General features: G+C 52.9%; 25 protein-coding genes. 8 read left to right on the top strand and 17 right to left on the bottom strand.

What is annotated here, in order from left to right; translation table 11 throughout:
- Positions 1-32: 32 nt before the first annotated feature.
- The 6 genes from menC to A6395_RS11710 are packed head-to-tail and all read right to left on the bottom strand — an operon-like array spanning position 33 to position 7,133.
- On the bottom strand, positions 33-1,100 hold the full coding sequence (gene menC / locus A6395_RS11685) for an o-succinylbenzoate synthase (protein ID WP_071399159.1): 1,068 nt from the start codon (positions 1,098-1,100) through the stop codon (positions 33-35).
- On the bottom strand, positions 1,084-2,454 hold the full coding sequence (menE, locus tag A6395_RS11690; RefSeq protein ID WP_071399160.1) for an o-succinylbenzoate--CoA ligase: 1,371 nt from the start codon (positions 2,452-2,454) through the stop codon (positions 1,084-1,086). Before menE ends, menC begins: the two co-directional genes overlap by 17 nt.
- Before the next feature lie 49 nt (positions 2,455-2,503).
- Positions 2,504-3,328, bottom strand: coding sequence for a 1,4-dihydroxy-2-naphthoyl-CoA synthase (menB, locus tag A6395_RS11695; protein WP_070328925.1), 825 nt, complete (start codon positions 3,326-3,328; stop codon positions 2,504-2,506).
- A complete protein-coding gene (locus tag A6395_RS11700; RefSeq protein ID WP_071399161.1) occupies positions 3,329-4,105 on the bottom strand; it encodes an alpha/beta fold hydrolase in 777 nt (258 codons plus the stop codon).
- A complete protein-coding gene (gene menD, locus A6395_RS11705) occupies positions 4,102-5,751 on the bottom strand; it encodes a 2-succinyl-5-enolpyruvyl-6-hydroxy-3-cyclohexene-1-carboxylic-acid synthase (protein WP_071399162.1) in 1,650 nt (549 codons plus the stop codon). The genes A6395_RS11700 and menD overlap by 4 nt, the downstream gene beginning before the upstream one ends.
- A complete protein-coding gene (locus A6395_RS11710) occupies positions 5,748-7,133 on the bottom strand; it encodes an isochorismate synthase (RefSeq protein ID WP_071399163.1) in 1,386 nt (461 codons plus the stop codon). Before A6395_RS11710 ends, menD begins: the two co-directional genes overlap by 4 nt.
- 167 nt (positions 7,134-7,300) lie before the next feature.
- On the opposite strand from A6395_RS11710, the gene A6395_RS11715 reads away from it, so the two are divergent.
- Together A6395_RS11715 and A6395_RS11720 are read left to right on the top strand one after the other, a co-directional pair.
- The gene (locus A6395_RS11715) at positions 7,301-8,200 is read left to right on the top strand and encodes a 1,4-dihydroxy-2-naphthoate polyprenyltransferase (RefSeq protein WP_071399164.1); all 900 of its coding nucleotides are present in this window, start codon (positions 7,301-7,303) and stop codon (positions 8,198-8,200) included.
- A gap of 20 nt (positions 8,201-8,220) precedes the next feature.
- Positions 8,221-8,772 carry a beta-class carbonic anhydrase gene (locus A6395_RS11720; RefSeq protein ID WP_071399165.1) on the top strand — a complete coding sequence of 184 codons (552 nt, stop codon included), beginning with the start codon at positions 8,221-8,223 and terminating at the stop codon, positions 8,770-8,772.
- A 45-nt stretch (positions 8,773-8,817) separates the two neighbouring features.
- Here the strand turns inward: A6395_RS11720 and A6395_RS11725 are convergent, their stop codons facing one another.
- The 4 genes from A6395_RS11725 to A6395_RS11740 all read right to left on the bottom strand — a co-directional run bounded on the left by A6395_RS11725 (position 8,818) and on the right by A6395_RS11740 (position 13,293).
- Positions 8,818-9,765, bottom strand: coding sequence for a YihY/virulence factor BrkB family protein (locus A6395_RS11725; RefSeq protein WP_071399166.1), 948 nt, complete (start codon positions 9,763-9,765; stop codon positions 8,818-8,820).
- Between the two features lie 69 nt (positions 9,766-9,834).
- Positions 9,835-10,314: an NUDIX hydrolase gene (locus A6395_RS11730; RefSeq protein WP_071399167.1), complete on the bottom strand. Its 480-nt coding sequence runs from the start codon at positions 10,312-10,314 to the stop codon at positions 9,835-9,837.
- Between the two features lie 23 nt (positions 10,315-10,337).
- Positions 10,338-11,264 (bottom strand): carbohydrate kinase family protein, encoded by a 927-nt coding sequence (locus A6395_RS11735; RefSeq protein WP_071399168.1) that lies wholly within the window; start codon positions 11,262-11,264, stop codon positions 10,338-10,340.
- A 118-nt stretch (positions 11,265-11,382) separates the two neighbouring features.
- On the bottom strand, positions 11,383-13,293 hold the full coding sequence (locus A6395_RS11740) for a heavy metal translocating P-type ATPase (protein ID WP_071399169.1): 1,911 nt from the start codon (positions 13,291-13,293) through the stop codon (positions 11,383-11,385).
- A gap of 197 nt (positions 13,294-13,490) precedes the next feature.
- Here A6395_RS11740 and A6395_RS11745 point away from each other — a divergent pair, with 197 nt between their 5' ends.
- Both A6395_RS11745 and A6395_RS11750 read left to right on the top strand, forming a co-directional pair.
- Positions 13,491-14,435, top strand: a complete 945-nt coding sequence (locus A6395_RS11745) for a DMT family transporter (RefSeq protein WP_071399170.1) — start codon at positions 13,491-13,493, stop codon at positions 14,433-14,435.
- 133 nt (positions 14,436-14,568) lie between these two features.
- On the top strand, positions 14,569-14,871 hold the full coding sequence (locus A6395_RS11750; protein WP_016510464.1) for a hypothetical protein: 303 nt from the start codon (positions 14,569-14,571) through the stop codon (positions 14,869-14,871).
- 41 nt (positions 14,872-14,912) lie between these two features.
- On the opposite strand, the gene A6395_RS11755 is transcribed toward A6395_RS11750, so the two are convergent.
- Genes A6395_RS11755 through yfkAB form a run of 3 tightly spaced genes read right to left on the bottom strand, consistent with a single transcriptional unit; the run spans position 14,913 to position 17,448 of the window.
- Positions 14,913-16,055 (bottom strand): MFS transporter, encoded by a 1,143-nt coding sequence (locus tag A6395_RS11755; RefSeq protein ID WP_016510467.1) that lies wholly within the window; start codon positions 16,053-16,055, stop codon positions 14,913-14,915.
- Positions 16,056-16,093: 38 nt separating this feature from the next.
- Positions 16,094-16,288 carry a hypothetical protein gene (locus tag A6395_RS11760; protein ID WP_233589689.1) on the bottom strand — a complete coding sequence of 65 codons (195 nt, stop codon included), beginning with the start codon at positions 16,286-16,288 and terminating at the stop codon, positions 16,094-16,096.
- A 53-nt stretch (positions 16,289-16,341) separates the two neighbouring features.
- Positions 16,342-17,448 carry a radical SAM/CxCxxxxC motif protein YfkAB gene (yfkAB, locus tag A6395_RS11765; RefSeq protein WP_071399171.1) on the bottom strand — a complete coding sequence of 369 codons (1,107 nt, stop codon included), beginning with the start codon at positions 17,446-17,448 and terminating at the stop codon, positions 16,342-16,344.
- Between the two features lie 85 nt (positions 17,449-17,533).
- Between yfkAB and A6395_RS11770 the strand changes: the two genes are divergently transcribed.
- The 3 genes from A6395_RS11770 (at position 17,534) to cdd (ending at position 19,618) form a co-directional block, all read left to right on the top strand.
- Positions 17,534-17,743 carry a hypothetical protein gene (locus A6395_RS11770; protein ID WP_016510454.1) on the top strand — a complete coding sequence of 70 codons (210 nt, stop codon included), beginning with the start codon at positions 17,534-17,536 and terminating at the stop codon, positions 17,741-17,743.
- Positions 17,740-19,116, top strand: a complete 1,377-nt coding sequence (gene rlmD, locus A6395_RS11775) for a 23S rRNA (uracil(1939)-C(5))-methyltransferase RlmD (RefSeq protein WP_070328938.1) — start codon at positions 17,740-17,742, stop codon at positions 19,114-19,116. The genes A6395_RS11770 and rlmD overlap by 4 nt, the downstream gene beginning before the upstream one ends.
- A 94-nt stretch (positions 19,117-19,210) precedes the next feature.
- Entirely contained in the window at positions 19,211-19,618 is a 408-nt protein-coding gene (cdd, locus tag A6395_RS11780; RefSeq protein WP_016510463.1) for a cytidine deaminase, read from the top strand.
- 32 nt (positions 19,619-19,650) lie between these two features.
- On the opposite strand, the gene A6395_RS11785 is transcribed toward cdd, so the two are convergent.
- Positions 19,651-19,860: a hypothetical protein gene (locus A6395_RS11785; protein ID WP_071399172.1), complete on the bottom strand. Its 210-nt coding sequence runs from the start codon at positions 19,858-19,860 to the stop codon at positions 19,651-19,653.
- 124 nt (positions 19,861-19,984) lie between these two features.
- On the opposite strand from A6395_RS11785, the gene A6395_RS11790 reads away from it, so the two are divergent.
- A complete protein-coding gene (locus tag A6395_RS11790; RefSeq protein WP_071399173.1) occupies positions 19,985-20,272 on the top strand; it encodes a hypothetical protein in 288 nt (95 codons plus the stop codon).
- A 26-nt stretch (positions 20,273-20,298) separates the two neighbouring features.
- On the opposite strand, the gene A6395_RS11795 is transcribed toward A6395_RS11790, so the two are convergent.
- The 3 genes from A6395_RS11795 to A6395_RS11805 all read right to left on the bottom strand — a co-directional run bounded on the left by A6395_RS11795 (position 20,299) and on the right by A6395_RS11805 (position 23,108).
- Positions 20,299-21,687, bottom strand: a complete 1,389-nt coding sequence (locus A6395_RS11795) for a sensor histidine kinase (protein ID WP_070328941.1) — start codon at positions 21,685-21,687, stop codon at positions 20,299-20,301.
- Positions 21,684-22,373 carry a response regulator transcription factor gene (locus tag A6395_RS11800; RefSeq protein WP_071399174.1) on the bottom strand — a complete coding sequence of 230 codons (690 nt, stop codon included), beginning with the start codon at positions 22,371-22,373 and terminating at the stop codon, positions 21,684-21,686. Before A6395_RS11800 ends, A6395_RS11795 begins: the two co-directional genes overlap by 4 nt.
- A gap of 168 nt (positions 22,374-22,541) precedes the next feature.
- Entirely contained in the window at positions 22,542-23,108 is a 567-nt protein-coding gene (locus A6395_RS11805) for a GNAT family N-acetyltransferase (RefSeq protein WP_070328980.1), read from the bottom strand.
- Positions 23,109-23,241 lie beyond the last annotated feature (133 nt).

Genomic DNA, 23,241 nt, shown 5'->3' on the forward strand with positions numbered 1-23,241 from the left:
ACAAGGATACAGACCGCGGTCTGTATCCTTGTTTACGTTAACTGGATGATTTGTTCGCTTAACTGATGAATCTTTTTCCAATCCGGAGTGACGACGTCAGGGATCGAGAGCTGACCGTTTTCGACGTCGAGCTGCGTATCGAGCAAGTCAGTCTCGAAATAGGCGCTCGTTCCGGCCATGTCGGCCGGATAGGCGGCACCCGTCAACGAGGCGAATAAGAGCGTATGATAACGGCCGATCGATGATTCGTACATACCGCCGACCCAATACGGAGTACCGCTGTCACGGATTGCGAGCGCCTCGGTCAATCCCCCGACGCGGGCAGGTTTGATGTTGACGATGCGTCCGGCCTGAAGCCGATTCATCGTCTCGACGTCTTGCCGTGACGTGATGGACTCGTCAAGACAGATGGGCGTCTTGAGTTTTGATTGCAGGTCGGCCGAGTCGCCCCAGCAGTCGCTTGGATAAGGCTGCTCGATCATCAAGAGACGATGGGCGTCGAGTTGTTCGAACCAGTCGAGCGGCTGCTCGTGTGCACTGCCGTTCAAGTCGATCATGAGCGGAGCGTCCGGGAAAAAAGTTCGTACTTCTGCGAGCGCCGTCAATAGCTCATGGGGCGATGCTTTCAACTTGATCCGTTCGAACCCGGAATCGAGCGCTTGTTCGATCGCGTTCAACGTTTCGGTGAGCAGGCCGATCCCAATCGTCCGCCCACAAGCGACGTGATCTCCGGCTTGCAAAAGTTGTTTTAGCGTCATGCCAGCACGGGCGGCCTCGATTTCCCAGAGTGCACTCTCCCACATCGCTTTTGCCATCGGATGTCCGATGATCGAACGGACGTGGTCTGAAAATGTGGTCGCGCTGACCGTCTGTCCGTTCAGCAATCGATAGATCAGTTCAGACGTGTCGACGGTCGAGCGAACCGTCTCCGACGTATACCACGGCGTCTCAAAAGCGACACCTTCACCGTATCCGACTGCTCCATCGGTCGTTTCGAGACGGAGGATGACCGTCCGTCTCGTCGTCAAGACGGCATGGGCTGTCACGAGCGGGTGTTTGAACGTAAGTGGGACGATGTAAAGGTCAGCTCGTTGAATCATAATCGGTCTCCTTTAAGCGGTGTCTCATCAATTTTCCGTTGGCGTTTCGTGGGAGCTGAGTGACCGCGATCAACGCCTTCGGATGCTTATACTTAGCGAGGTGGTCGTTTAAAATTTGCGTAAGTTCGTGAGGGTCGTACGTCCCGACGATATATGCAATCGGGACGGCGCCCCATGTCGGGTCAGCCTTCCCGGTGACACCTGCGTCCTCGATACCGGGGCATCGCAACAGGACGCTCTCAATCTCCGCGGGATAGATGTTTTCTCCGCCCGAGATGATCAAGTCGCTCCGGCGATCCAAAACATATAAATAGCCGTCTTGGATCGTTCCGAGGTCGCCGGTTCGCCAGTACCTGTCCTCGGTCCAAGCGTTCGCTTCCGATTCGTTATAATAGCCGGGCGTGACGGTCGGGCCATTGACTTCAATCTCACCATCGCGACTGATACGGATGCGGGTCGGTGCGATCGCTTGACCGCTTGAACCGATGTGGTCCAGTGCTTCAGACGGTAATAGCGTCGCGACTTGAGAGCACGTCTCCGTCATCCCGTACGTCTGAGCGATCGGCAAGTGGCGGCGGTCTGCTTCTTCGAGCAACGTCCGTGGCACCGGTCCGCCTCCGACGAGGATGACGCGGAGATGGTGACTTGTCAATCCTGCGTCGAGCAGTCGCCCGAGCATGATGGCGACGAGGGAAAGATGGGTGATCCGTTCAGACGCGATCAATTGGATCGTACGCAAGACGTCAAACTTCGGTTCGACGTATAATGTCGAGCCGAACAAGGCGCAGCGGTACACTTGAGCGAGTCCGCTCATGTGGAACAGCGGTGTGACGACGAGCATGCGGTCGGTCGGCTCGTATCCGAGATGTTTTTTTGCGGCCTCGGCGCTCGCGCGATGATTTCCGTACGTCTGTTGCACCGCTTTGGCGTGTCCGGTCGTGCCGGACGTAAACATGAGCGACATGACCTCGTCACGCCCCCAGCGATGATGTCGGCGCAATGGCTCTTGATCGCGTACGCTCACGTCGATTTGAGGGACGTTGAGGTCGATTTCCTGATCGACGAGTAAGATGTCGATGTGGGCCTTGTCGAGTTGCATTGCGAGTTCGCTTGTGGTCAGTCGTGTATTCAATGGGACGAGTACTTTTCCGAGCGAATGGACGGCGTGGACTGCGACGACATAGTCTTTACTATTTGACGCATACAGTCCGATGTGACGAGCGTCCGGAACGGTCCGGCCTAAAAAGTGTGCCAAGCGCGAGCTCTCATCGATCAATTCGCCCCACGTCAGACGTTCCGTTGCGGTGACGAGGGCGATCGTGTCGACAGGATGTTGCTTAAAATCATAATCCATCACAATTACCTCCAAAAAAAGAGTAGCGAATTCGCTACTCTCTTACGATTTACGGGAAACGCGGGAATTGACCGAAGTCAGGGTCACGTTTTTCTTTGAAGGCGTCACGGCCTTCTTTTGCTTCATCTGTCGTGTAGTAAAGGAGCGTCGCGTCACCGGCGAGCTGTTGGATTCCGGCCAAGCCGTCCGTATCAGCGTTCATCGCAGCTTTCAAGAAGCGGAGTGCTGTCGGCGAGTGTTGCAAGATCTCTTGGCACCATTGGACCGTCTCGGCTTCAAGCTGTTCGAGCGGGACGACCGTGTTGATGAGCCCCATGTCGAGCGCTTGTTGTGCGTCGTATTGACGGCACAAGTACCAAATCTCACGAGCCTTTTTATGTCCGACGATACGTGCCAAGTAGCCTGAACCGTAACCGGCATCGAATGAACCGACTTTCGGTCCAGTTTGACCGAAACGAGCGTTGTCGGCCGCAATCGTCAAGTCACAGACGAGGTGCAAGACGTGTCCGCCACCGATGGCGTATCCAGCGACCATGGCGATGACCGGTTTCGGGATGACTCGGATCAAGCGCTGAAGATCAAGAACGTTCAAGCGCGGGATATCATCGTCACCGACGTAGCCGCCGTGACCGCGAACTTTTTGGTCGCCACCTGAGCAGAAGGCTTGATCGCCTTCACCTGTCAAGATGATGACGCCGACTTCTTTATCGTCACGGGCGCGCGCGAACGCGTCAATCAATTCGTTGACCGTGAGCGGACGGAACGCGTTCCGAACTTCCGGGCGGTTGATCGTGATTTTTGCGATCCCGTTCCACTTCTCATATTTAATGTCTTCATACGTACGGACCGATGTCCAGTTTGCTACTGATTCCATTTAAATTCCCCCTAAAATCAATTTCTCTATCATTGTACCAAATTGTTGGGTGTTCTCGATATGGGGAGCGTGGCCCGCACCCGAAATTTCGTGTATCCGAATGTCTGGACGACGTTCGCACATAGCGCGAGCAATCGTTTGAAACTTCACATCGTGCGCACCGACGATCAAATCGGTTCGAGGCAGGCGGTCAAGATGCGTCCATAGCGACGGCATACTGCCGGTCCCGATGGCGCGCAAACTGTTCGCGAGCGCTGACGGGTCTTGAGCGAGCCGCTCATGTCGAAGCGAGGCCCGCATCTCGTCCGTTTGGCGCCAAAGCGGGAGCATCTCCCATGCGGCGACGAACGCTTCGATTCCGTCCGTCTCGATTCGTCGCGCGAGCCGTTCATCGGCGTCGCGTCGCGCTCGTCGTTCTGAAGCGGTGAGACCGGGCGTCGTACTAATCCCGATGAAGTGGTCCACGCGCTCGTCACAGGCTGCGAGTGTCATCCCGATGCGGCCGCCGAGCGAATAGCCGATGACCGTCCACGGCCTTTCGTCCGTGTCGAGCAGCGTCGACAAATCCTTCACTTGTTGGCTCATCTTCGCGCGGGCGACCGAGCAACTGCCGGTCTGTCCATGTTGAAGCAGGGACGGGGCGACGAGGCGCACCGGCAAGTCAGGGAAATACGAGAGCCATCCGGCGTTGCTCGTGAAGCCGTGCAACAAGAGGACCGGTCTTCCGGACCCGTGCTCGATTACTTCATACGACACGTCACGGACAGTACGTCTCACGTCCCGTTCTCCAACGTGAGACGCGTGCAGATCGATTCCGTCCAGTTCCGGTGGGATAAGACGTTGTCGGCACGGTCAGACGGGAATTCGATCAACTGAATCCCGGCCTCGATCGCTGCTGTCACGTCTTCTGGACGTTCGAGCAGTTGATAGCTAAGCCCGTATGTGTCGGCGAAGCCACGGATGTTCAAGTCGAGCGGTGTACCGAACAAGTCTTCGAACATCTGTGGCTCGATTGATGCTTGCGGTAAGAAGGAGAAGATACCGCCGCCGTTGTTGTTGGCGACGATGATCGAGAACGAGCCAGGATGCGTCTTTAGTAACTGCAGGGCGTTGCTGTCGTGATAGAACGCCAAGTCACCGATCAGTAACGCGGCTCGTTCTGTGTCGTGGCAAGCGCCGAGCGCGCTCGAGATGATTCCGTCGATTCCGTTCGCGCCTCGGTTGGCGAAGACGGATACGGCTTGTCCGGCGCCGAGCGTCGTGTCGACGTCACGGATCGGCATGCTGTTGCTGACGAACAAGCGGTCGATCTGAGCGTTCAAGACGTGACGCGTCAAGGCGCTCTCACCGCTCAGACTTGGTTTGGCCGATTCGGCGACTTGTTCGAATAAGGAAAAACGAGCGCGGTAGACGTCGTCAAACGGGACGTCGATGACATCCAAATAATCATTCGCGTCGCCGTAGACGACAGTCGCACGACTCGATGGGTCGCGAAACGAGCCAGGCTGTTCAATCAAGATTTGGTGGGTCTGTTTGAGCCATTCATTCAACCGTTTCGATACAGGAGCCGCACCGAAGCGAACGACCGCATTCGGCGTCCATTCTGGGCTATGCTCACTTGCGAGCCACGTGTCATAATTCGTCAAAACGCCGTCAAAGCAACGCATGCCACTTAGCGGATCGGCGAACACCGGAATTCGGTGAGTGTTTGCTACGTTGTAGATGGTTTCGAGCCAAGGCGTCGGCGTGCCAGGTCCGACGACGAAAGCGAGCCGTTCGACGGCCGTCTCTTGTTTGAAGCGAGCCAAGTCGTCGGTGACGGGACGAATGTACGAGGTCTCGCTCCGTCTCGAAGTGGCGGTCAATTGTGACTTCAGACGGTCGATATCGGGCAGTAACGGTTCTCGGAACGGAATGTTAATATGGACCGGTCCGAGCGGGGCCTGCGCACTCAAGCGTACGAGACGTCCGACGGCTTGTTCCATATAGCGCAGACTCTCTGGCTCGGGCACCGGTAGATCGAGGCTCGTCTTCACATGTTCACCGTAGAGACGGACTTGATCAATTGCTTGCGGGGCCCCGACGTTACGCAACTCATGCGGCCGATCTGTCGTCAAGACGACGAGCGGGAGCTGGGAAATCGTTGCCTCGGCGACAGCTGAAAAATAGTTGGTAGCGGCTGTGCCGCTCGTACAAATTAATGCGACCGGCCGAACGTCTTCGCCAGCGCGGGTCAGTCCGAGCGCGAAGAAAGCGGCTGAACGCTCATCGACGACGACGTGATGGCGTATATTCGGGTGCAAATACGCGGCCATCGCCAGCGGTGTCGAACGCGAACCGGGACTGATGACGACGTCATAAATCCCAGTTTCGACGAGTCGATTCATCATATGGGATACCCAATTCGTTAACATATCGTTCATTCGTGATTGCCTCCTGAAATGACTTGGTCTAACCCGAGCGCTTGCTTGATCGGGCTCAATTTGATTTCTGTCTCGGCTAGCTCTGATTCGAGTTCAGACTCTTGGACGATTCCACAGCCTGCGTATAATGCCACGAACTGATGCTGGACGAGGGCCGAACGGATGGAGACGACAAATTCACCTTCTCCGTCGGTGTTCAACCAGCCGAACGGTGAGCCGTACCAGCCGCGATCGAACCGTTCGATGTCGCGTAGCAAGCGGACGGCCGTCCGCTTCGGAGAACCGCCGAGTGCGGGTGTCGGGTGCAACGATTCAATGATGGAGAGGAGAGACGCGTTCGTGTCCAAAGTCGCTTTGATCGGTGTGTGTAAATGAAATACCGAGCGGTTCTCTAAAATCGTCGGGGACGGTGCGACATGAATGGTCGCTGCATAAGGCGTGAGAGCGTTTTGAATGTCTTTGACGACGATTTGGTGCTCTTCTAAATTTTTACGGTCATGCAACAACTGCTGTTTCGCCGTCTCGGTTTCCGCGTCCGTATCCGGGCGTTTGATCGTGCCGGCGATGGCCGCAGTCTCGATATGCGGTCCTTGTTTACGGACGAGCCGCTCCGGTGTGGCCCCGAAAAATCCGATTTCCCGTTTCGGTTGATATAAGAACACATAACTGCCTTCTTGATGTTCAGACAAGTGCCGTAGCGTCTTCGCGAACGGGAACGCTTCATCTGACGTCTGGTAAATCTCTTCCCGGGCGATGACGAGTTTCTCGACTTTTTCTTCGGCGATATATCCTTTCGCCTGTTGAAAACTTGATTTAAAGTGATCGACGCCGTCTTTTACTTTCGAATACGTCGGTGACGACTCATCGGGCGCGTGCAGGGCGTTGAACTGGGCCAATTGGTCGGCTAGTTGAATTAAATATTGTTCAACGGTCTGGTTTGAAGAAACAAGGGTCGACACCGTCAACGTGTGCCTGTCACCGGAACGACGGTATAAAAATTTAGGGACGACTAAAGCCGCCTCGCCGAATGAGTCCCACATGTTTTTTTGAGGTCGGACGAACGTATCGAACGAAAATCCTGAGAACGCATAGATGACGGCATCGACATCTCGGCGATGCAGGCTCCAGTCGTATTGCAGACGTTGGAACCGTTCGGGTCCGGACGCCGTCAAGACGAGCGCGTCGGCACAACCGAGCATTTCAAGTGAGCGATCGGGTGTCGAAAAATAATAGTGTGATGTTTCTGTATTTTGAATGATATGAAACGCGTCGAAAGAAGGGATCTCCCACGTGTATGAGGCAAGGACAGGTCGTTGCCATGCGCGTGCGCGTTTATGCGCTTGTTCGATTCGTTGTTTAATGTGTGTTTGAGTATCTGGCATATAAGAAAAGCCTCCTCAATCCGATAGAATATTCATCTTTTAGTGTATCATGACTTAACGGATGTACTGCCCGTCAAATGCTCGAGAAACATGACTTCAGACGATTGAGGGGCGGGCATTGACAGATTTTTTTGTGGAGACGTAAACTAACGAAGGGAGGGAAGTAGATGAAGAAGAGAGAGAAAGGTGCTTATTGGCGCATGATTCGTCCGCACACACTGACGGCGAGCTTTATTCCGGTGCTGTTAGGAACGTTTATCGTCGTCGGTCAAACCGATTTGAAATGGGGTCTGTTCTTGGCGATGCTCATCGCCTCGGTCTTGATTCAAATCGCGACGAATTTATTTAATGAATACTATGACTACAAACGCGGGCTCGACCACGAGGGCTCGATTGGAATTGGCGGCTCGATCGTGCGAGACGGGTTCACGCCGGGTCAAGTGCTCGGCATCGCGCTCGGGATGTATGGCGTCGCGGGAATTCTCGGCCTATACATTGCCGCTTCGACGAGCTGGCATTTGCTTTGGATTGGAGCGTTGTCGATGGTGGTCGGCTATCTGTATACGGGTGGTCCGCTTCCGATTGCGTATACGCCGTTCGGTGAACTCGTCGCCGGATTGTTCATGGGCTACGTCATCATCGGGATTTCAGGATATATTCAAATCGGCACGGTGACGACTGAGTTGTTGCTCGTGTCGTTCCCGATGGCGCTCTTGATCGGGGCGATTTTACTGGCCAACAATATTCGAGACTTGGATAACGATAAGGTGAACGGACGACGCACAATCGCGTGTCTCGTCGGACATCGCCGAGCAGTGCTCGTTTTGGCCGGATTCTTTATCGTTGCGCTGATTGGTATCCTCGTCGCCGTATTCGTTTACGGGGTGACGCCTTGGGTATTGCTTTCGCTATTGACCGTTCCGATCATGATTCGTGCGGTGAAGCGTTTCTGGGTGAAACGCGAGCCGGCCGACTTGATGCCGGCGATGGCGATGACGGCGAAGGTCAACACGTTGTTCGGGGCTTGGATGGTCATCGGGTTGATCGTCGCACGCGTTATCGCATAAACATAGAGGAGGGAAACGATATGTCAGTCGTCAAAGACATGCTTGCGTTCAATGAACGGTTCGTGACAGAGAAGCGGTATGAGCAGTATGTGTCAGATAAATTTCCCGATAAGAAAATTGTCATTTTAACTTGTATGGACACACGGTTGACGTCGCTATTGCCACATGCGCTCGGTTTGAAGAACGGCGACGCGAAAATCATCAAAAACGCGGGCGCGGTATTGTCGCATCCGTTCGGATCGGTCATGCGTTCGATTCTCGTCGCCTTATACGCTCTCGGTGCGGAAGAAGTGGTCGTCATCGGGCACTACGATTGTGGCATGGCCGCTATCGACCCGAACGCGGTCATCGGCGAGATGGAGCGGCGCGGAATTGAGCCGCAGACGTTACAGACGCTCAAAGCCTCAGGCATGAACTTGGAGAAGTGGTTGCACGGCTTTGACTCGGTCGAGGCGAACGTCGTCAACTCGGTCAGTCTGATCAAAAACCATCCGCTCCTGCCACCGGCCACGAACGTCTACGGATTTGTCATCGATCCAGGGACGGGTCGACTCGATGTCGTAGAGGCATAATCATCCATGCAAAAGGCGAGCTCTCTCAACGGAGCTCGCCTTTTGTCATCCGTACGTGTTGACCGGAATATCTTTGTAGTCATCTTCGTCCGAGTCTTTCGACTTGGACTTTTTGTTTTTCTTATAGTTTTTCTCATACTCCTGCTCGCTCGGGGTTTTGAAGAAGCATTGCCACGTGGCGTTGATCTCAGAGCCGATCAAAATGATCATGCCGGTCAACTGCAGCCAAAGCAACGTGACGATGATGCCTCCTAGTGACCCGTACGTCGAATCGTAGTTGCCAAAGTTCGAGACGTACAGGCTAAAACCGAGTGAGACGAGCTGCCAAGCGATGACGCCGAAGATGGCGCCGGGGACGGTGCTTTTCCAAAATACGTGTTGTTGCGGTGCGATCTTATAAAAGATCGACAGCGTCAAGATTAAGATGACCGTCGTCAGCACGTAACGGAACACGTTGATCAAGACGACTTCGGCACCGGAAATCGGGAGGTAGTCTGAAATGAATCCGATGATCTGTGAGCCGAACACGTTCGAAATGATGAGCAGCAAGACGCCGACGCCGAGGAGGAACGTCAAGCCGAGGGCGATGCCTTTACTGACGAAGAAGTTGCGTTCGTTGTCCTCACCGTACGCGTGGATTGCCATATTGATCAACCGTTCGACCCCTTTAGAGGCCGACCAAATCGCTAAAATCGCACCAATCGAGAGCAGTCCGCCTCGTGGCTCGCCGATCGCCTCAAAGATCCCTGATAAAAAATCGGTCGCCGCCGAACCTGGCGCTAGGTTATTTAGCTGTTCTTGAAACGACGCTTGCGTGATATCGAAGAACGAGAGCAACGCTAAAATAAAAATGATTCCCGGGAAAATCGATAAGAACCAAAAAAAAGCGAGCGTTGCGCCGTAATCTTGAACGTCATGCTCTTTAAAACGACGAAACAACTCTTTCCCGAAGGAGAGCCAATTCTTTTTTTCTTTCACTTCTGTAGTGTCCATGCACATATCCTCCTGAACGTTATCGTTAGAAACTATCTTTCCCGATTTGTCAGCAGGTTACACATTGATTCAGTCTTCGGCTAACGTTTTGTCAAAGAATCGTTCTGGAGTGGTGGTGAGCAGCTCGGCTAAAGAAGGGGGTCTGACCGGCAGGCGGCTCAATGCGCTCCGCTTCACCCAAATCGGTGTGTACGAGCCGTTCGTCTGTTCAGCTTGGAACTCTTCGCCTGTACCGGTTCCGAATTCGCCACTTGTGACGCGGGCCCAAAAATAAGGATTCAATTCACCGTTGAAGGCGACGTAGGCGGCGACTCCTTCAAGCTCGACGTGGACGCCGAGTTCTTCATAAGCTTCACGGACGGCAGTTTCTTCAGCCGTATGGCCAAACTCGACACCGCCGCCAGGGAAGACGTAATAGAGTGCGTTTTCTTTTTCGCGTCGAATGAGCGCGACCTCGTCGTGTTCGTTCGTGAGGATGATGGCGCTGCGTAATTTTGTTCTGACCAATGGGATCGTTCCTTTCGGTAGCTTATAGTGAACAAAACGCATCGACTCACCGTCGATGCGCTTTGTTAATCTGTCGTCGTTTGTTCTAGCGATTCGTACATATCAGAAGTCAAACCGTTCTCGTGAGAACCGATGACTTTTGCGGCGACGCGCATGCCGAGGCGGAGCGCGTCTTCGATCGAATGATGTTTCATCAATTCAGAGATGACGGCCGAGAAGAATGAATCACCGGCGCCTGTTGAATCGGCAACTTTGACTTTCGTCGTCGGGACGTGTCCTTGCTCGTTCGTCCGGAGATCGACGTAGACGGCACCGAGCTCGCTCATCGTGACGATTGTGAGCGGCGCACCTTTCATCGCGAGCACTTCGGCGACGCGCAATGCGTCATCGACGGTGACGATTGACATATCAGACAGGATTTCGGCTTCTTCACGGCTACAGATGAAGCCGGTGAAGCCTTGAAGCAAGTGGCGATTTCGCTCGATGACGGACAAATGACCGCACACCCCGTAAAGCGGGAGCTTCATCTCGCGACAAAGTTCAATCGTCTCATTCAAGACGTTGACCGACAGATCGAGGTCGATGGCGACGGCTTCGCTTTCGGCGAACACCGTATCGATTCGGCGGAGGATACATTGTTCCATCATCGCTTCATCTGGTTGTTTCGAGATCGAGGTCTGGAGGTCGCCGTTATTGTCCATGACGGCGAGCCACATGCCCATACCGTTATCTTCAAGCAGGTCGACATGATCGACGTTGACGTTTAAGTCGCGAAGCTCTTGAAGGACACCCATCCCGATTTGGTCGTTTGTGACGGTTGACACGAACCGGACGTCGTTACCGAGGATGCCTAAGTTTTGCGCGACGTTACGGCCGGTTCCGCCGTTCGAGAACGCGATGTCTCCGACGTTTTTCGCATCTTTATGAAGCGGGGCGAACGATGTTCCTTTAATATCGACAAACACTTTGCCGATCACTGCAATCGTATTCATATGCTGTACCACCTTTAGCCAATCATCTATCTGTTATCGGTCTGTTAGACACACTGTTTCCATTATAGCGAAACCGTCATTCGCTTTCAATGACGGTTTCAAACGTTGTCGAAATTTGTCAGTCCCATGAAGAACTGAGCAAGCGCAGTCCGTTCAAAATGACGAGAATCGTTGACCCTTCATGACCGACGACGGCGAACGGCATGACGAGCAGCTCGAAGATGTTCGTCGCGATCAAAACGAGGATGACACCGAGGGCGAACACGACGTTCTGCAAGACGATCCGGTTCAATTTACGAGATTGCTCGATTGCTGAACTCAAGCGGACGAGGTCGTTTTTCATGAGGACGACGTCAGCCGTCTCGAGTGCGGCGTCGGTTCCTTCGCCCATGGCGATCCCGACATCTGCTGTCGCGAGGGCCGGGGCGTCGTTGATGCCGTCGCCAATCATCCCAATCGTGCCGTACTCTTGTTTTAACAGCTTGATTTGTTCAACTTTCTCTTCTGGGAGGCATTCGGCGATGTAGCGGGTCAAGCCCGCTTCCGTCGCGATGGCGCGTGCCGTTGCTTCATTGTCGCCTGTGATCATGATCGTCGCGATCCCGAGATGGTTCAAGCGCTCAATCGCTTGTTTGGCTTCCGGGCGTAACGTGTCACGCAGTGCGAATGCACCGATCGTCTGCTTATCGTCACTGACGAAGACGAGTGTGTGTCCGGCGGCTTTTAACCGTTCGACATCTTCGCGGTAGAAGTCACCGCTCCGGTCGGCGAACTTTTGTTTACCGACCCGGTAGGAAGTGCCGTCAATCGTCGCCTCGATGCCTGAACCGGTGATGTCTTTAAAGTGATCCATGTCTCCCGTGTGTTTGCCTGTGAACTTGACGAGCGCCTCGGCGAGCGGGTGCATCGAATGTTCTTCGATCAAACTGACGACGCGGTAAACGTCTTCTGCTGCCATATCAGGATGAACCAACGCCGTTTGGACGACCGGCTTACCGATTGTGAGCGTCCCTGTCTTATCGAATGCGATCGCTTTGAGACGTCCCATGTTTTCAATGTGGACACCGCCTTTGAACAAAATCCCGTGTTTAGCAGACGAGGCGATGGCGGCAAGCGCGGCTGGTGTGATCGCTGCTACGAGGGCACACGGTGAGGCGACGACGAGCAGGATCATCCCGCGGTATATGCTCGTCTCGAGCGACCACGAAGTGAGGACGGGACCGAGCAAGATGATGGCCGTGACCGAGATGAGCACGATTTGGACGTATCGTCCCTCGTAGCGGTCGATGAACTGGGCCGACGGCGATTTTTCTTCTTGGGCTTGCTGCACCATTTGAATGATTTTTTGGAACAACGTCTCGGTAGCGAGTTTCGTCACCGATAACGTGAGCACCCCGTTCAAGTTAACACTTGAACCGAACACTTCATCGCCGACGGTCCGATCAACCGGAATCGATTCCCCGGTGATGGCGGCTTCTTCGATAGAGGCGGTCCCGCTCAAAATGCGCCCGTCGACCGGGATACGTTCGCCCGGCCGGACGTAAATCCGGTCGCCGACTTTTAAATCATCGATGTGCACAACTTCGAGACCGCCGGCTGCATCAAAACGGGTCGCTTGTTCCGGTTGGAGTTCCATTAACGATTCGAGCGCACGCTCGTTTTTGTTCAGCGTGTAAGTCTCGAGCGCTCCGGATAAGGCGAAGATGAAGATGAGGATCGCGCCCTCCATCCAATAGCCGATCGAGGCGGCGCCGATCGCCGCGATGATCATGAGTAGCTCGACGTTCAATGAATGGGTTTCCCACGTATCGGTCAGTCCTTCTTTGGCTTTGGCATAACCGCCGATCAAGAAGGCGCTCAAGTAGAGTGTGACGTAAATCGAAGGGGCTCCGCCTTGTCTTTCTGTGAAATATGCGAGTACAATCAATACACCGCTGATGAGCGCCATGATGAGCTCGATATGTTCGAACCAGTTTGCCCGTTTGAAGACGTGGCTTTTTTCTTGTGCAGTAGTTGCGTGTACGTTCATAGTAGACACCTCTTTCTAATTGAGAATATATATCAGTTAAATGATAATGAATGAGGATGATTATCATTATCTTTCTTTGTTTAAAGGGCTTATCATCCATTTTTGAAATTCCCTTGTTTATAATGATTATCATGTAAGTCTATTTTAACACCATTCATAACAACTCACAAACTAAAAGATTAAGGAGATTTCGTGTCATGCAAAATATTTTTCAACGCTCTTGGAGCGTCACGCTGTTGGCGTTGTTCAACACGTTTTTATGGGGGAGTGCTTTCCCGTTCATTAAATTAAGTTATGAGGCGTTAGACATCGGAGCAGGCGAGTACGGCCAACAACTGTTCTTTGCCGGCGAACGGTTTTTACTGGCCGGTATTCTGTTGCTCGTGATCAGCCGGCTCGTCTTCAAGCGGCCGATTCGATTAAATCGGGAAAAGTTGAAGGCATACGCACATTTAGGGGCGTTCTTGACGTTTTTGCAATATCTGTTCTTCTATATCGGATTGTCCATCTCGACCGGGGTACAAGGGTCGATCATCGCCGGCTCGACATCATTCTTTCAAATGGCGCTTGCCCACTTCCGTTATGAAGATGATCGGTTGAACCGGTTGAAAGGCATCGCGCTCACTCTCGGCTTCTCAGGAATCGTCATCGCGAACTGGCCAACAGCAAGCTCGGAAATCGGTTTTGGAATCGGTGAAATTCTTCTCATCTTGGCGATGGTGTCTGGCGCGTTCGGGAACCTGGTCGCGAAAGATTACTCGCGACATCATGACGTCGCCCCGATGACCGCTTGGGCGATGGTGATCGGTTCGCTCGGTCTGCTGATCGTCGGGTTTATCCTTGACCCGGGAGGCGTGTTCTTGCCTTACACGGTGAAGACGCTATTGTTCCTGTTATACCTCGCATTGTTATCAGCGGTCGGTTTCACGTTGTGGAACACGCTCATGAAGCACAACCCGGTGAGCCGGGTGTCGCTCTATATGTTCTTTGTTCCCTTATTCGGCGTCTTGTTATCGAGTTTACTGCTCGGTGAGACGATTCCTTGGAACGCGCTCGTCGGGTTGCTATTCGTCATCGCCGGCATCTACTTGTCAACGTATTTTCAAGGTCGTCGTCGGCCGGGCGGCTCTGCCGCGAAATGAGTTCGAGGTACAGTTGACGGAAGTTTATTCTCATGGCAAAATATATTAAAAATTCTGAAAATTTTCAGTTGTGAATCGGTCTTCGTTGTAAAGACTTGCGTACGACAAGTTAACAGAAGGGAGGGTTTGTGCCATGACGAGAAATTTGATTGTCCGAAACATCCTCGTGTCGCGCCAACCGCGAGACGAGTACGTCAAGTACGTGATGAAGTGCGTGAGTCGCGGATTGAAAGAACATCACGACCAAGTCGATGTGCGCGCCGTCAGGCAAGGCGACGACATCCAGACGAAGTGGCAAATCAATGACCGCGTCATCGAGGTGACGCTCAAGTCCGACGTATTGGCATCGCTCGATACGGAGCCGTTCGCTCTCGATGAGGTGTTCATCCGGGCGTTCGAACGAAACGATGTCAGAGTCGGGCCACCAAACGAATGACAAACGAAAAGGATGAATCTCCGCGGAGATTCATCCTTTACTTATGCTTCGATTGGTTTAGCTTTTGACGTGAATAGGCTGATCGACAGGATGCCGAGGATTAAGGCGTACATGAGGAAATATACTTCTTTAGGCAACGCGACCCAAAACGCACCGATCATCGGACCGCTGATTGACCCGACACTGAACGAGATGCTGTACAGCATGTTGCCGGTCGGTAAGAGTGAGCGGGGCAACACTTCCGTCATATGGGCGAGGCCGAGCGAATACGTGGAACCGAGTCCGGCACCGGCCAAGGCGAACAAGACGAGCAGCCACAAATAGTTGTCGACGGCGAGGTTCGCGAGGGCGAACAAGAGCGTACCGAGCGTCAAGACGATTTGCAGGACGCGTTTCTTCCCGAAGTGGTCGGCGAGCCGTCCGAGCGGCAACTGGACGATGATGGACGCGACGATGAACGTCGTGATGAGCGTGCTCGTCTGCGCGAGCCCGATGTCGTTACGGACCGTGAAGATCGGCAAGTTCGCATTCAGGCTCGCTTCAAGAAAGCCGTATGTAAAAGCCGGAAGCAGCGTGTACCCGGCACCGATCAAGACGAGGCGGATGCGTCCGGTCGAATCCGTCTTCACTTTCTCCGCCTCGGGGTACTCGTTGTCGACCTTGAAGATAAGGAAGAGTGATCCGAGACAGAAGAAGATCAAGACGAGGAACGGGAGCCAAAAGTGAATATCGACGAGCGGGGCGATCAACGGACCGACCGCGAACCCGAGACTGAACGACATCCCGTAATACGCCATCGCCCGGCCGAGACTCCGTTTCTCGCTCACCGACGTGACCCACACTTGCGAGCCGTAGTGAAGCGCCGAGTCCCCGAATCCGATGACGAAGCGCATGACGGCCCACATGAGCAGTGACGGCCAAAGCGGTAAAAAGAACGTGGCGAGCGCCGTCAACACGATGCCGAGGACGATCGTCGGGCGGAATCCGTATTTGCGGACGAACCGTTCGAGTAGCGGTGCCGAGACGATGATGCCCAAATAGAGCATCGTCGCGTTCAGTCCGTTCAGCCAGGCCGGGTTGCCGTCACGTTCGATTAATGTGGATAGTAAAGGGATGAGCGCCCCTTGAATCAAGCCCGAAATAAAAACGACGAGCAATAAGATCGAAAAACGAAACCGTTCCATAGGTCACCTCACATACAAAAATAAAAAGCTGAGAGGTCTCAGCTTTTTGGTTCATCAATCGGTTGAGGAGTATGATTTATTTGTAACAACTCATCGTCCCAACTGCCTTGACTGAACACTTCATCATGGTCTACTTTGTCCGAAACGAATGCGGCTGTCAATAAGATGCTGAGCACGCCTCCGAAAATGATGATTCCCATGACGGTAACGATGAACACATAGATCGCTGTCATCATCGAACACCTCGATTCGTTTTATATACTAAATATTTCCCGAATCGAAATAATTAAAACGAGTGGGCGACACGTTGTCTAAAGTCGACTGTCGGATAGTACGCTTGTTTGACGAGTGCGTTCGGTCCGAGGCATTTGACGGCGGGACAATGGCACGACAGTGTGGCGTTCAACGCGCTGTTCGTCCATTGATCGTACGCGTCTTGGAACGACGTATCGTACAACGTGCCGAGTGTGCCGAGTTCGTCGCCGAAGTCGGTGACGATGATCTGACCGTCAAAAATGTTCGTGTTCAACCGGGAGCGTCCGTCCGGGTCGTTGCGGACCGTCACGTTTTTCGCAGTCGAGAGTCGCCGCAGTAAGGCGCGGTCGGCTTCTGAGTCCGAGCAGGCGTAAAACGGCAACGTTCCAAACAGCATCCAGACGTTCTCGTCCCGAATGTCGAGTACGTCATGGATAGCTTGACGGATCTCGTCGAGAGAGGCTGACTCGAGCGCGCTAGCGAAGTCTGCGGGGTACATTGGGTGCAATTCGTGGCGTTGACAACCGAGCGAGACGATTTCCTCGTGAATCTCTTTTAAATGGGGGATCGTCCGCTTGTTGATCATCGTCTCGGCCGATACGATGACCCCTTCGGCCGTGAGGGCTCGGGCATTGTCCTTCATCGTCTGAAGCATCTTGAGCCGAGCGGATTCACTCGGCTTGCGGTCCATCATCGCGAAACCGCCCTCTAAGAAATCGGCGTCCGTTCCCCAATTATGAGAAATGTGCAAAACGTCGAGGTAAGGGGTAATAAGATGATAGCGAGATAACGGCAACGTCAAGTTCGAGTTGATCTGTGTGCGGGCACCGCGCTCCTTAGCGTAGCGTAGAAGCGGGACGACATAGTTTCGAACTGACTTCATCGACAGCATCGGCTCACCGCCCGTGATCGAGAAGGCGCGCAAGTGCTCGATCTCGTCGAGGCGCGAAATCAACAGTTCGAGCGGGACCTCGGGTTCTTCCGTTTGATCGAGCATATAGCCGACCGCACAATGCTCGCAGCGCATATTGCATAGTTTCGTCGTCGTCACTTCGACGTTCGAGAGAACGAGTCGACCGAACTCGGTTTGATCGAGATACGCTTCCCACGGATCGAACGTCGTCGAGATGTTTTGCATGTGGATTCCACCTTTTTATCAAGTTACACGAAATAGTATGCTATAATAACAACTCTTTGTCACTAAGCGAAGGAGCGATCATGAGATGGGTAAATCACGAACAGATACGGCAGGAAAAATGAACGTGTTAAAATCGAGAACGGAGTTACTGTGCTTATCAGTCAACACGTTAGACGAATTCACGACGCCAGAGGATTTGCATCGATTGTTAGCTGATATTGATTCCTTACGTGCGAAAGTCGTACGTTACGCCAAAGATTTAGAACAAGTATCTCGAAAGGATGAAACACATTGAAATTGATCGTAGGAGAACGTGCAAGCACGAAAGCAGAACGGTTAGGCATTAACGGGGAGGGCATCGCGATGATCAATCGGATGGTCATCTTTATCCCGAACCTGTTACCAGGGGAACGAGCCGATATCGAAATCACGCGCATCGAACGAAACTATGCCGAGGCGCGGGTCACGAAGCGACACAACGACTCGCCGGACCGGGTCAAACCGCCGTGTCCAATTTATGACGAATGTGGCGGTTGCCAGATTCAACATATGAGTTCACGTCTGCAAATGGACTATAAAGAAGACATCGTCCGCAACGCGTTCCGTCAGAAGACGAAGTTGAACGTCGATAAGTCCGATATCCGTCCGACGAAAGGGATGGAAAACCCTTGGTACTATCGTAATAAGTCCCAATTCCCGTTGTCAGTCCAACGCGGCGAAATCGTCTCAGGCCTCTACAAGCCGAATTCGAACGACCTCGTGCCGATCGAGCACTGCATGGTGCAACAACGTGATACGACGAACGTCAACAACGCCATCGTCCGTATTTTGAACGAGCTCGACATCCCGGTCTATGACGCGAGACGTGACGTCGGTTTTGCCCGGACGATCGTCGTCCGTTCAGGTTACAAGACGAACGACGTTCAAGTCGTTCTCGTCGTCGGGAGTGAGGACGTACCGAACTTGGATACGCTCAGCGACCGCATCATGGAATTGCCGAACGTCGTCTCGTTCCATATCAACATCAACTCGAACCGGTCGGGCGTCATCTTCGGTTACCGAACGGTCCACATCGCCGGTCAAGATAAGATGGACGAGCAGCTAGACGACGTGCATTACCACTTGTCGCCACGTGCTTTCTTCCAACTCAATCCGGCCCAAACCGAAGTCATGTACCGTGAAGTCGTCGAGGCGGCCGGTCTGACTGGTGAAGAACGCGTCATCGATGCGTACGCCGGTGTCGGTTCAATCGGACTTTGGCTCGCACCGCACGCGAAAGAGATTCGCGGGATGGAAGTCGTACCTGAAGCGGTTGAAGACGCAAATGCTCACATGCGTGAGAACGGCTACAATCATGCGACATACGTCGAGGGGCGCGCTGAACATTGGATTCCGCGCTGGGTGAAAGACGGGTGGATTCCTGACGTCATCGTCGTCGACCCGCCGCGAACAGGTGTGGACCATCAGCTCCTAAACGCGATGATTTCTTCGAAAGCGAAACGGATCGTCTACGTGTCATGTAACCCGCAGACGCTCGTGCGCGACGCGGATCAACTCATGAAAGCCGATTATAAGGTCAACTACGTCCAACCGTACGATATGTTCCCGCAAACGGCTCACGTCGAATCGATTGTCGTCTTCGAGAAAAAGAAGAAGAAAAAATATTGACGGGACCGTGAAAACGCTTGTAAAGAAAACGTTTTCACGTTATAGTTCAGATGTCAGACTTCTTTTTTAAATTCAAGAAGCGGAGGAACATTCAATGATTCCACATGAAAAAGTTCAAGAGCTCGTTCATAAGGCGATTGACGCGCGGTCGCGCGCATATACACCTTACTCGAAGTTCAACGTCGGTGCCGTCGTCATCGATGAGACGGGTAAGGAAATCTTAGGTTGTAACGTCGAGAACGCGTCGTACGGTTTGTCGATGTGTGCGGAACGGACTGCCATCTTCAAGGCGGTGTCGGAAGGCAGCAAGTCGATCGACACGGTCGTCGTCGTCGGAGACACGGAAGGCCCGATCTCGCCATGCGGCGCTTGTCGTCAAGTCATCGCCGAGTTTGCGAGTGACGACTTCACGTTGATCTTGGCCAACATGGCCGGTGAGACGAAAGTGATGACAAAAGAAGAGATGCTACCATACGGCTTCTCGCCAAAAGACTTAACATGAAAATAAGGATGCGGACAACTTTGTCCGCATCCTTATTTGTTGCCGTCATATTTTTTCTCGCTGACCGAATCGTCTTTTGAGTGGCGCTTTCGTTTCTCGTCTTTCACTTTTTGATTCAGCTCTTCGACCGGGATCGGGTCGACCGTCTCCATGCCTTCTTGGTCAAAGATGCTCTCTTTGTCCGTATCGACGGCGTCCGGATTATCGAACGGCCGTTTTGACGGTTGTTCATGCTTCTTCATCTCCATCGCCTCCTTCTTTGAGTGTTATTCCACTTCCTGATTTTGTGTAAACGCTTTAGAAAAGTGTTTCAAGTTTCGGGAACAGTGGAATTATCTGTGCATAGTGACTAAGGAGGGGTATTGGATGGATAAGAAAGTATTGATGGGGATTGTGCTCGGTGTGGCCGGTGCTGCACTCGTCGCGCCGAAAGTCGCGGCGCTGTTGACGCAAGACCAAGACGATAACACGTGGAGCAAGATGGACAAGATGGAAAGTGTCGATTCCGATAAAGACGAGGCGGAAGCAGGATTGACACAACTCGACTCGAATAACCGGGCCGAATGGCAAGCGAACGGGTTCCCGCAGACACACGCCGAACGAGAGCGGCTCATGAACGAATCAGATGACACCTATAAAGGTAAAGATATTTAAAGAGAGGCAGCCGCGGCTGCCTCTTTTTAAATATCTTCATCGTCTGGCAAGAGCGGCAAAGCAAGCGACACGGTCGTGCCGCTGCCGACTTCGGACGTGAAATGCATCGAGCCGCCATGGCGTTCCATAATGTGCTTGGCGATGGCGAGCCCGAGTCCGGTACCGCCGTCTTCACGCGTCCGCGATTTGTTGACGCGGTAGAAACGTTTCGTCAATTGATCGAGATCCTCTTTCGGGATGCCCCGGCCTTCATCGCGAATCTCGGTGATGGCATAGTTCTCTTCCGCGAACGTCCTCACATGGATCGACCTGCCGGCATCCGTGTAACGAAGAGCGTTATCGAGTAAGTTTCCGACGACTTGTTCGAGGCGATCGTGATCCCCGAGGATGATGAGGTCGAAGTCGAGATCCGCTTCGATGGTGACACCTTTCGCGCGCGCGATCGGTTCAAACCGGTATAACACGTCTTCGAGCACTTGTGAGTACACGACCGGTTCTTTCGTCATCGGATACGAATCGCGTTCGAGCTGGGCGAGGTCGAGCAGATCGTTGACGAGTCGTTGCAACCGTTCCGTCTCGTTCTCGATGATGTCGTAATACTGGGCTTGCGTCTTCTCGTCGAGCGTCGGGTCTTGCAGCATCTCGGTATACCCGCGAATGTAAGACAGCGGGGTCCGGAGCTCATGGCTGACGTTAGCCAAAAATTCTTTGCGCTGCTCCTCGACGAGTCCGAGAGACTCGGCCATCCGGTTGAGCGTCTCGGCCAAGTCACCGATCTCGTCATCGGAATCGATCGGGATGCGGTGCGAGAAGTCACCTTTGGCATACACTTGGGAAGCGCGTTTCATTTGGATGAGCGGTTGAATGATTGTGTCGATGATTTGCGTCCCGAAAATGAGCAAGTTGACAATCATCAAGATGAGCAAGAACGTGATCATCAGCCGGATCGGTTGGAACGGCTCACTGATTTTGCTCAGCTCCATATAGAGGATGAGGGCATTATCGAGTTCGCCGTCACGGATGAGCGGGAACGCGGACATGAGAATATCGACATCCTCGGTCGGGTGCTTGCGCGTGACCGAGATGGCGTAGCCGTCTTGCAAACGAGCGAGATCTTGTTCGCGTAAAAACGTCTTCCCGGAGCCGAGACTATCTTCCCGTACGGACGAGAGGAATACTTTCGTTTCGGTCAGTTCATTCGTGTACGTCATGCTGTCAGCGAACGCGTCGGAGAAGCCGTCCGCCTTATAGATGGTGACGAGTTTCTCCCCGCGGTTGATCAGCAGTTCTTCTTGCGTCTGAATGTAAAACTTGTCGTACAAGTAAAACGTCATGATGATGAACACGAACGCAGAGAAGAGGCTGGCCGTCCAGATGGTGATCCAAATCCGCTTCCGGATCGTGTATTGCTTCATACGTTCGCCTCGAACTTGTAGCCGATCCCCCAGACGGTCTGGATGTAGCCACCGGCTTCGCCGAGCTTGAGACGGAGCGTTTTAATGTGCGTGTCGACCGTCCGGAGGTTGCCGTGGTATTCGGTACCCCAAATTTGGTCGAGGAGCTGTTCTCGAGAGAACACTTTGTCTTCGTTTGTGATGAACAAGTAGAGGAGGTCGAACTCCTTACGCGTCAAGTTGACAGTTTTGCCTTTCACGCTGACGGCGCGGCCTTCGATATCGATTGATAAGACACCGGCGTCGAACGTGGCTTCTTGTTCTTTTGAGAAGTTGTGCGTGCGCCGAAGTGTCGCTTCGATTCGGGCGAGCAGTTCGCGCGGGCTGAACGGTTTTGTGATGTAGTCGTCCGCGCCGATCTTCAATCCGTGAATCCGGTCGAGTTCTTCAGACCGGGCCGTCAGCATGATGATCGGGACGTTCGAGAACTCACGGATACGCATGCAGGCGGTCAGACCGTCAAGCTCGGGCATCATGACGTCGAGCAAGACGAGGTGGAACGACTGTTCTTTTAACAAGTCGATCGCCTCAAGCCCGTTCGTGGCGGTGACCGTCTCATAGCCTTCTTTTTCTAAATTGGAAACGAGCAATTCTCGCATCTGTTCCTCATCGTCGGTCACTAAGATTCGAAATACTGGTTCTATCATCTGGCATTCTCCTTTACAAACCGGTTAACGAAGGATGTGATAATTCCCTCATACTTCTATCATACCTATCTCTTCGAATTAGAACAGAATTATTCATTGTCGTAAAGTTGTCCTCAACAAATCCACACAAAAACGCCACAAAAAAGCCAATTCTTTGTCAGAATTGGCTTATGCTTCGAGTTGGGCTTCGTACGAATGATCGAATTCAGGCGCATGAAGTGAATGCAAGTACAGCTGGAAGCTCGACTTCGACACTTCATACAAAACGTATTCGACGTCACCGCTATTAATTTCTGCTAACAAATCGGGCCGGATCTCGTCGGCGCAAAACGCATAAGGAAGTTTTGCCGCCGCCGCGATCGAACGCTCATTTGCTTTGCGAATCTTTAAAAATACACTCTCAATATCAAGGTCGAAGAACAGCTCTGAGAAGAACGTTTCTTTCGCGACTTGATTGTAACCTTTCCCATGGTACGGTTTGCCAAGCCACGTACCGAGGAAGCCGTAACCGGTTTCCACGTCGAACAAGCTGATCGTCCCGATCGGGGTACCGAACTCGTTCGTAATTGTACGTGAGATGATGTTTCCTTGCTCTTCTAGCTCGATGATTTGCTTCGTGCTAAATAAAAACTCGTCAAAGTGGACCGTCTTTTGACGGACATATGGAAAGACATCTGGGTGTTGCATCAGTTCGAACAACTCCGCGCAGTCGGTAAGCTCACGAAATTTGAGCACCTTTACATTCCTCCTCCTAGTTCAGACCGCTGAAGAATAGTTGTAACGAAAGCATACTTCTGGCTACGTTGTTCGAACTTGCCTTGGCTGCTCTCTTTTATGAGTTACAAGATTATTTTATAGACTTTTTTTG

It is taken from the genome of Exiguobacterium sp. SH31, from assembly GCF_001816105.1.
GTDB lineage: Bacteria > Bacillota > Bacilli > Exiguobacteriales > Exiguobacteriaceae > Exiguobacterium > Exiguobacterium aurantiacum_A.

What these genes read in the sequence shown, in the direction of transcription:
- menC (WP_071399159.1), bottom strand. Translation starts at nt 1,100, where the DNA reads ATGATTCAACGAGCTGACCTTTACATCGTCCCACTTACGTTCAAACAC.
- menE (WP_071399160.1), bottom strand. Translation starts at nt 2,454, where the DNA reads ATGGATTATGATTTTAAGCAACATCCTGTCGACACGATCGCCCTCGTC.
- menB (WP_070328925.1), bottom strand. Translation starts at nt 3,328, where the DNA reads ATGGAATCAGTAGCAAACTGGACATCGGTCCGTACGTATGAAGACATT.
- menD (WP_071399162.1), bottom strand. Translation starts at nt 5,751, where the DNA reads ATGAACGATATGTTAACGAATTGGGTATCCCATATGATGAATCGACTC.
- A6395_RS11710 (WP_071399163.1), bottom strand. Translation starts at nt 7,133, where the DNA reads ATGCCAGATACTCAAACACACATTAAACAACGAATCGAACAAGCGCAT.
- A6395_RS11715 (WP_071399164.1), top strand. Translation starts at nt 7,301, where the DNA reads ATGAAGAAGAGAGAGAAAGGTGCTTATTGGCGCATGATTCGTCCGCAC.
- A6395_RS11720 (WP_071399165.1), top strand. Translation starts at nt 8,221, where the DNA reads ATGTCAGTCGTCAAAGACATGCTTGCGTTCAATGAACGGTTCGTGACA.
- A6395_RS11725 (WP_071399166.1), bottom strand. Translation starts at nt 9,765, where the DNA reads ATGGACACTACAGAAGTGAAAGAAAAAAAGAATTGGCTCTCCTTCGGG.
- A6395_RS11730 (WP_071399167.1), bottom strand. Translation starts at nt 10,314, where the DNA reads ATGCGTTTTGTTCACTATAAGCTACCGAAAGGAACGATCCCATTGGTC.
- A6395_RS11735 (WP_071399168.1), bottom strand. Translation starts at nt 11,264, where the DNA reads ATGAATACGATTGCAGTGATCGGCAAAGTGTTTGTCGATATTAAAGGA.
- A6395_RS11740 (WP_071399169.1), bottom strand. Translation starts at nt 13,293, where the DNA reads ATGAACGTACACGCAACTACTGCACAAGAAAAAAGCCACGTCTTCAAA.
- A6395_RS11745 (WP_071399170.1), top strand. Translation starts at nt 13,491, where the DNA reads ATGCAAAATATTTTTCAACGCTCTTGGAGCGTCACGCTGTTGGCGTTG.
- A6395_RS11750 (WP_016510464.1), top strand. Translation starts at nt 14,569, where the DNA reads ATGACGAGAAATTTGATTGTCCGAAACATCCTCGTGTCGCGCCAACCG.
- A6395_RS11755 (WP_016510467.1), bottom strand. Translation starts at nt 16,055, where the DNA reads ATGGAACGGTTTCGTTTTTCGATCTTATTGCTCGTCGTTTTTATTTCG.
- A6395_RS11760 (WP_233589689.1), bottom strand. Translation starts at nt 16,288, where the DNA reads ATGACAGCGATCTATGTGTTCATCGTTACCGTCATGGGAATCATCATT.
- yfkAB (WP_071399171.1), bottom strand. Translation starts at nt 17,448, where the DNA reads ATGCAAAACATCTCGACGACGTTCGATCCGTGGGAAGCGTATCTCGAT.
- A6395_RS11770 (WP_016510454.1), top strand. Translation starts at nt 17,534, where the DNA reads ATGGGTAAATCACGAACAGATACGGCAGGAAAAATGAACGTGTTAAAA.
- cdd (WP_016510463.1), top strand. Translation starts at nt 19,211, where the DNA reads ATGATTCCACATGAAAAAGTTCAAGAGCTCGTTCATAAGGCGATTGAC.
- A6395_RS11785 (WP_071399172.1), bottom strand. Translation starts at nt 19,860, where the DNA reads ATGAAGAAGCATGAACAACCGTCAAAACGGCCGTTCGATAATCCGGAC.
- A6395_RS11790 (WP_071399173.1), top strand. Translation starts at nt 19,985, where the DNA reads ATGGATAAGAAAGTATTGATGGGGATTGTGCTCGGTGTGGCCGGTGCT.
- A6395_RS11795 (WP_070328941.1), bottom strand. Translation starts at nt 21,687, where the DNA reads ATGAAGCAATACACGATCCGGAAGCGGATTTGGATCACCATCTGGACG.
- A6395_RS11800 (WP_071399174.1), bottom strand. Translation starts at nt 22,373, where the DNA reads ATGATAGAACCAGTATTTCGAATCTTAGTGACCGACGATGAGGAACAG.